Below are 7361 nucleotides of genomic sequence, written 5' to 3'. Positions count from 1 at the left end.
CTCGTCGTCGGCCCCACGGCCGACGACTCGGTGGTCGACCTCGACCCGCTGGCCGACCGGCTCGGGCTGCCCGCCCCGGTGACGACCGCCGCCCTGCTCGCTAACTGGGATCGCGTGCTGCCGGTCCTCGCCGCGATCGCCGCCGACCCGGACGTGCCCCGCGCGCCGCTCGCCGGCCGCCGCGTGCTGGCGCCGGTGGAGCCGCGGCAGGTGTTCCAGTCCGGGGCCAACTACCGCACCCACGTGATCGACCTGGCGGTCGCACACACCGAGATCGCCGACGGCCGCACGGCCGAGCAGGTCCGGGCCGACACCGCGGCTCTGATGGACGAGCGCGCGGCGACCGGCACCCCGTACCTGTTCCTCGGCCTGCCCACCGCCGTCGCCGGGCCCTTCGACGATCTCGTGCTCCCCGGCTACAGCGACCGGCACGACTGGGAACTGGAGCTCGCGGCCGTCATCGGCGCTCCGGCGTACCGGGTGCCGCGCGAGCGCGCGCTCGAGCACGTCGCCGGCTACACGATCGTCAACGACGTCACCACCCGCGACCGCGTCTTCCGCCGCGACATGCCCGAGCTCGGCACCGACTGGTTGGGCGGCAAGAACGCCCCGGGCTTCCTGCCCACCGGGCCGTGGCTGGTGCCCGCATCCTGCGTCGGCGACCCGATGGACCTGCGGGTGCGCCTCGCGGTGAACGGCGAGGTCATGCAGGACGAGTCCACCAAGGACATGATCTTCGACGTGGCCGCGCTCGTGGCCGCCGCATCGGAGACCGCGCCGCTGCTGCCGGGCGACCTCGTGCTCACCGGCAGCCCCGCCGGCAACGGGCAGGCGTTCGGCCGTTTCCTGCGCGACGGCGACGTCATGGAGGGCACGGTCACCGGCCTGGGCACCCAGCGGGTGCGCTGCATCGGGGAGGCCGGCGCATGAGGCCGGAGGAGCTGGACCGCGCCGACCCGGAGGGCGCGATCGCCGCCGCCGCGAAGCGCTGCTCGAACTGGGGCCGCTGGGGCGAGGACGACGTGCTCGGCACGCTGAACTTCCTCGACGCGGCCAAGCGGGTGGAGGGCGCCGCGCTCGTCCGGCGCGGCGTGAGCTTCTCGCTGGCCCAGTCGTTCGACGCGAACGGCCCGCAGAAGGGCTGGCGGCGGCGCACCAACCCGGTGCACACGATGCTCGACACCGGCGTGGACGCCGAGCGCGGCACGCAGGGGTTCCCGCACGGGATCGGCGGCGCCGACGACGTGATCTTCATGCCGCTGCAGGCCTCGACCCAGTGGGACGGGCTCGGGCACATCTTCGACCACGGCCGCGCCTGGCACGGCCGCCGCGCCGGCGACGTCGTCACCAGCGAGGGCGACCGGGTCACCGGAATCGAGACCGCCGCCGCGCCGATCGCCGGCCGTGGGGTCCTGCTGGACGTCGGCCGCGCCCTCGGCACCGAGGGCGAGCTGCCCGACGGGTTCGCGATCACCGCCGAGCACCTCGAGGCGACGATCGCCGCCCAGGGCCCGAGCGCCCAGGTGGGGCGCGGCGACCTCGTGTGCGTGCGGACCGGGCAGCTCGCCCGGGCCCGCCGCGACGGCTGGGGCGACTACGCCGGCGCCCCGCCCCCGGCCTGTCGTTCACCACGGCCGACTGGCTGCACGACACCGAGATCGCCGGGATCGCCACCGACACCTGGGGCTTCGAGGTGCGCCCCAACGAGTTCGACCACGCCTTCCAGCCGCTGCACCAGGTCGTGATCCCGCACATCGGGCTGTTCGTCGGGGAGCTGTGGGACCTCGACGCGATCGCCGCCGACTGCGCAGCCGACGGCCGCTACGACTTCTGGCTCACCGCCGCCCCGCTGCCCGTCACCGGCGCCGTCGGCGCCCCCGTCAACCCGATCGCCGTCAAGTAGGAGCACTTCGATGACCGCAGTCAGCTCCGTCCTCGTCGTCGGCAGCGGTGTCGCCGGCACCGCCACTGCGATCCTGCTGGCCGAGGCCGGCGTGGCCGTCGACCTCGTGGAGCTCGACCCCGAGATCTCGACCGTCGGGTCCGGGATCACGCTGCAGGGCAACGCGCTGCGCGTGCTGCGACAGCTCGGCGTGTGGGAGGAGGTCCGGGCCGCCGGGTACGCCTTCGACAGCCTCGGCCTGCGCGCCCCCGACCCGGCCGGCGCGCTGCTCGCCGAGATCCCGGACGCCCGCACCGGCGGGCCCGACCTGCCCGCCACCGTCGGGATGCCCCGCCCCGACCTCGCCCGCATCCTGCACGCCCGCGCCGCGGCCGCCGGGGTGAAGATCCGGATGGGGACGACCTGCAGCGGGCTGAGACAGGACGGCGCCGGGGTCGACGTCGGATTCGACGACCGCTCGGCCGGCCGCTACGACCTCGTGGTCGGCGCCGACGGCATCCGCTCCTGGACGCGCCGGGCGCTCGGCATCGACCTGGAACCGCGCGCCACGGGGATGGGGATCTGGCGGGCGTTCACCCGCCGTCCGGCGAGCGTCACCCGCACCGACCTCTACTACGGCGGTCCGGCCTACATCGCGGGCTACTGCCCCACCGGCGAGGACTCGCTCTACGCCTACCTCGTGGAGGCCGTGCAGGACCGCTCCGCGCTGTCGGCCGACGAGCGGCTCGCGGTGATGCGGGAGCTGTCGGAGGCCTACCACGGCCCGTGGGACGACATCCGTCCGCTGCTCGACGACCCGTCCCGGGTCCACTACACCCGGTTCGAGACCCACGTCCTCCCGGCGCCGTGGAACCGCGGCCACGTGGTCCTGATCGGGGACGCGGCACACTCCTGCCCGCCCACGCTCGCCCAGGGCGCGGCGCAGGCGCTGGAGGACGCCGCGGTGCTCGCCGAGCTGCTGACCTCCCGGGATGCGGTGGACCAGGACCTCTGGGACGCCTTCCACGCGCGCCGCCACGAGCGCGCCGCCGCGGTCGTCGCGGCGTCGGTCCAGCTCGGGCAGTGGATGCTCGACGGCGAGCGCGGCGACGTCCCCGGCCTGATGGGCCGGATCGCCGCGCTGGTGAGCGAGCCCGCATGAGGACCGTCGACGTCCACGCGCACGCGCTGCTGCCCGACGTCGAGGCCGTCGTCGCCGGGCAGCCCGGACTGGACGCCCACCGCGCGCTCGACGCCCGCCGCAACGGGCCCGAGTCGCTCGCCGTCTCCGGGCGGATGGTGGCCGAGCGGATCCCGCAGCTGACCGACGTGGACCGGCGGCTGGCCGACATGGCTGCGGCGGAGGTGGACGTGCAGGTCGTGAGCCCGTCGCCGTCGCACTACCACTACTGGGCGGGGCCGGACCTCGCCCGCACGGTGTGCCGCACGGCGAACCGGGCGATCGCGGCGGTCGTGGCGGAGGAGCCGACGCGGCTGACCGGGCTCGGACTCGTGCCGCTGCAGCACCCGGACCTGTGCGTCGAGGCGCTCGACGACGCGATCGGGACGTGCGGGCTGGCCGGCGTGGAGATCGGTTCCTTCGCCCCCGGGGTGGAGCTGTCCGACCCGCGCCTCGAGCCCTTCTGGGCCCGCGCAGCGGAGCTGTCCGCCGTGGTGTTCCTGCACCCGTTCGGCTGCTCGCTCGACGAACGGCTGGACCGGTTCTACCTGTCGAACACCGTCGGGCAGCCGGTCGAGAACGCCGTGGCGCTGTCGCACCTGGTGTTCTCCGGGATGCTCGACCGCCATCCGGGGCTGCGGCTCGTCGCGGCGCACGGCGGCGGCTACCTCCCGACGTTCCTGGGCCGCTCCGACCACGCCTGGGAGGTGCGCCCGGAGGCGCGCGGGAGCGCGGAGCGGCCGAGCAGCTACCTGCGGCGGCTCTGGTTCGACTCCCTGGTCCACACGCCGGACGCGCTGCGCGCGCTCGTGGCGGCCGCCGGCGCCGACCGCGTGCTGCTCGGCAGCGATTACCCCTTCGAGATGGGTGTGCCCGACCCGGTGGAACGGCTGCGGGCCGCCGGCGTGGGCGCGGCCGCGGAGCACGCCATCACCGGCGGCAACGCGGCGGCGCTGGAGCTCGCCCCTTCTCGCGACGAGCTGAGGAGCACCACATGATCGAGTCGCCTCGTCGCGGGCGGGTGGCCGTCCTCGGCGCCGGACCGGCCGGGATGGCCACGGCCCTGTCCGTCGCGCAGGCCGGGCACGAGGTGACGCTGCTCGAGCGGTACCGCGAGGCACGCCCGGCAGGCAACATCCTCAACCTCTGGTCGCCGCCGGTGAAGGCGCTGCGGGCGATGGGGGTCGACACCACCGACCTCGGCGCCCCCTGCCGCACCGAGTTCCGCAACCTCGCGGGGCGGCGCCGCGTCGACGTCAAGCTCCCGCGTGACGTCGAGGAGACGTTCGGGGGCGGGTTCATCGGGCTGCTGCGTCCGGAGCTGTACGCGCGCCTGCTGGCCGCCCTGCCGACCGGGGTGCTGCAGACGAACCGGCAGGTGGAGCGCATCGAACAGGACGAACGGGCGGTGACGCTGCACCTCACCGACGGCGGCACCGTCGAGGCCGACGTGCTCGTGGGCGCAGACGGCATCGACTCACTCGTGCGGCGCACGCTCTGGGGTGACGCCCCGAAGCGTGAGCACCGGCTGCACATCTTCGGCGGCTACACGTTCGCCGAGGACACCGGAGCCGAGCGCGGGGTCTGCATCCTCACCCACGGCCCGGACGTGCAGGGCAGCTGGACGGCGATCCGCCACAAGGGCCGCGACGGCTTCCAGTGGTGGGTGCTGACCGCATGCGACCCGGCCGCCCCGGCCCCGGCCGATCTGCACGCCTCGGCCGCAGCACTGGCCGCCGGGTTCCCGCACCCGCTCCCCCGGCTGATCGCCGCCACCGACCCGGCCCACGTCCAGCGTTGGGTGCTGCGCGACCGCCCGCCGCTGCGACAGTGGTCGAAGGGCCGCGCGACGCTCGTCGGCGACGCCGCCCATCCCACCTCGCCCTACGCGGCCTACGGGGCGGGCATGGCGATCGAGGACGGCTACTTCGTCGGGCGCGCGCTCGCCGGCGTCGACCTCACCGATCCGGTCGGGGTGCGGGCCGCCCTCCAGGCCTACGAGGACCCGCGCAAGCCGCACACGCGGCGGCAGGTCCAGAGCGCCTGGGTGATCGGGAAGGTGTTCCACCACATGCCGCGGGCCCTGCGGCCCCTGCGCGACCTCGTGCTCGACCGCACGACGCTGCTGCAGAAGGCGGTCGGCGACGCCAACCCCGCCGAGGTCCTCACCCAGCTCGCCCTCATCGAGGAGCCGCCCCCGGCGGCGGTCCCACCGGTAACCCCCAGGAGGACGCCATGACCGAACGTCTGATCACCCACCTGCGGCACGTCGACCTCGCCGTGCCCGACCACGCGAAGCAGCTGGAGTTCTACACGAGCACCTGGGGCCTGACCGCCGAGCACAGCGAGTCGGGCCTGACGTTCCTCGCCGCCGCCGGCACCCCCGAGCAGTACGTCGTGCGGCTGCGGCAGGCCGCGGAGAAGCGGATCGACCTCATCGCGTTCGGCGCCGCCACGCCCGCCGACGTCGACACGCTCGCCGGGCGCCTCGCGGCGGACGGCGTGCAGCTGGTGAGCGAGCCGGACACGTTGCAGACCCCCGGCGGCGGCTACGGGTTCCGGTTCTTCGACAACGAGGGGCGCACCGTCGAGATCAGCGCCGACGTGGCGGTCCGGCAGCACCGCGCCGTCGAGGAGGGCGAGTCGATCCCGGTCCGCCTGTCGCACGTCGTGATCAACTCCGCCGACCCGGAGGGCACGCTCGCGTTCTACGAGAAGCATCTGGCGTTCGCACTGTCGGACACGTTGATGCACCCGCGGATGGGCAACATGATGTGGTTCCTGCGCACCAACGCCTGGCACCACAGCATGGCGATCGCCCGGGGCCCGCACCCGGCGCTGCACCACGCCTCGTTCGAGATGCGCGGCATCGACGAGTACATGCGCGGCACCGGGCGGCTGCTGCGGACGGGCGTCGAGAAGATCTGGGGGCCGGGCCGGCACATGGCCGGCAACAACACCTTCAGCTACTTCCTCGACCCGCACGGCAACACGCTGGAGTACACGACGGAGCTGGAGATCCTCGACGAGGACACCTGGCACCCGTCGGTGTACGACTTCACCCGCCCCGAGGTCAGCGACCAGTGGGGCACCGCCAACGCCATGAACGAGTTCGTGGCCAGCCGGTCGTTCAACGACCCCGACAAGGGCCTGTTCGTGGCCCCGCCGGTCTGAGGGAGTCCGATGCGGTTCGCCACCTGGGAGCGGTTCGGCGTCGTCGCCGCCGGGGTCGTCGGTGACGACGGCCTGCACCCCCTGCCGTCCGGAACGACCGTGCTCGACCTGGTCCGGGCCGGGCTGCCCGCCGCGCTGGAGGCCGGCGCCGCCGCGCTCGACGGCCCGGCCGGGCCGCTCGACGGCGTCCGGTTGCTGCCGCCGCTGGCGCCACCCACCGTGCGAGACTTCGTGGCGTTCGAGGAGCACGTCGAGGGCGTGGTCGCGAGCGTCGGCGACGGCGGCGGGGTCGTCCCGGAGTGGTACGAGGCGCCGACGTTCTACTTCACCAACCCCCACGCCCTGGTCGGCGCGCACGACGACGTGCCGGTGCCGCCCGGCTCGAAACTGCTCGACTTCGAGCTCGAGGTGGCCGCGGTCGTCGGGCGCGACGGGGCGCCGCTCACCCCGGAGCAGGCCCGCGAGCACGTCTTCGGGTACACGGTCCTCAACGACTGGTCCGCGCGCGACCTGCAGCGCCGCGAGATGAAGGTGCAGCTCGGCCCGGCCAAGGGCAAGGACTCGGCCACCACGCTCGGCCCGTGGCTCGTCACCGCCGACGAGCTGGAGCCGCACCGCGACGCCGACAATTTCCTCGCCCTGGACATGCGGGTGGCGGTCAACGACGTGGAGGTCGGCCAGGACCTGCTGTCCAACATGGGGTGGCCCTTCGAGGACCTGCTCGCCTACGCCTCCCGGGGCACGTGGATCCGCGCCGGGGACGTCCTCGGTTCCGGCACCTGCGGCAACGGCGGGTGCCTCGCGGAGCTGTGGGGCCGACGCGGGTGGCAGGACCCGCCACCGCTGCGGCCCGGCGACGTCGTGGAGATGACCGTCGAGGGCATCGGCACGATCCGCAACCGGGTCGTCCCCGGCGTGGAGCTGCCCCCGGTCCGCCCGGCACGCCCCCGCCCTCGGACCCGGACGCGCCCGTAGGTGCCGCCGGGGTCCGCCCATGCCCCCCGTCTCGGCTCATGCCCCCGTCTCGGCTCATGCCCCCGTCTCGGCTCATGCCCCCGTCTCGGCTCATGCCCCCGTCTCGGCTCATGCCCCCGTCTCGGCTCATGCCCCCGTCTCGGCTCATGC

General features: G+C 74.4%; 8 protein-coding genes. All 8 read left to right on the top strand.

Annotated elements, in window-relative coordinates:
* Positions 1-930: fumarylacetoacetate hydrolase family protein (locus KME75_RS38340; protein ID WP_219419844.1), on the top strand; the 930-nt coding region annotated here is incomplete at its 5' end.
* Complete coding sequence (locus KME75_RS38335; protein ID WP_246633653.1) at positions 927-1745, top strand: cyclase family protein; 819 nt, start codon at positions 927-929, stop codon at positions 1743-1745. The genes KME75_RS38340 and KME75_RS38335, both read left to right, overlap by 4 nt.
* Positions 1694-1903, top strand: coding sequence for a hypothetical protein (locus tag KME75_RS44405; RefSeq protein WP_246633652.1), 210 nt, complete (start codon positions 1694-1696; stop codon positions 1901-1903). Before KME75_RS38335 ends, KME75_RS44405 begins: the two co-directional genes overlap by 52 nt.
* A gap of 10 nt (positions 1904-1913) precedes the next feature.
* Positions 1914-3044 (top strand): FAD-dependent monooxygenase, encoded by a 1131-nt coding sequence (locus KME75_RS38330; RefSeq protein WP_219419843.1) that lies wholly within the window; start codon positions 1914-1916, stop codon positions 3042-3044.
* Positions 3041-4060 (top strand): amidohydrolase family protein, encoded by a 1020-nt coding sequence (locus KME75_RS38325; RefSeq protein ID WP_219419842.1) that lies wholly within the window; start codon positions 3041-3043, stop codon positions 4058-4060. The genes KME75_RS38330 and KME75_RS38325 overlap by 4 nt, the downstream gene beginning before the upstream one ends.
* The gene (locus KME75_RS38320) at positions 4057-5301 is read left to right on the top strand and encodes an FAD-dependent oxidoreductase (protein WP_219419841.1); all 1245 of its coding nucleotides are present in this window, start codon (positions 4057-4059) and stop codon (positions 5299-5301) included. Before KME75_RS38325 ends, KME75_RS38320 begins: the two co-directional genes overlap by 4 nt.
* On the top strand, positions 5298-6236 hold the full coding sequence (locus KME75_RS38315) for a VOC family protein (protein WP_219419840.1): 939 nt from the start codon (positions 5298-5300) through the stop codon (positions 6234-6236). The genes KME75_RS38320 and KME75_RS38315 overlap by 4 nt, the downstream gene beginning before the upstream one ends.
* Before the next feature lie 9 nt (positions 6237-6245).
* A complete protein-coding gene (locus KME75_RS38310; protein ID WP_219419839.1) occupies positions 6246-7211 on the top strand; it encodes a fumarylacetoacetate hydrolase family protein in 966 nt (321 codons plus the stop codon).
* Positions 7212-7361: the final 150 nt, after the last annotated feature.

This window comes from Pseudonocardia nigra, from assembly GCF_019396355.1.
Lineage (GTDB): Bacteria > Actinomycetota > Actinomycetes > Mycobacteriales > Pseudonocardiaceae > Pseudonocardia > Pseudonocardia nigra.
This window is presented reverse-complemented; position numbering and strand designations above follow the sequence as displayed.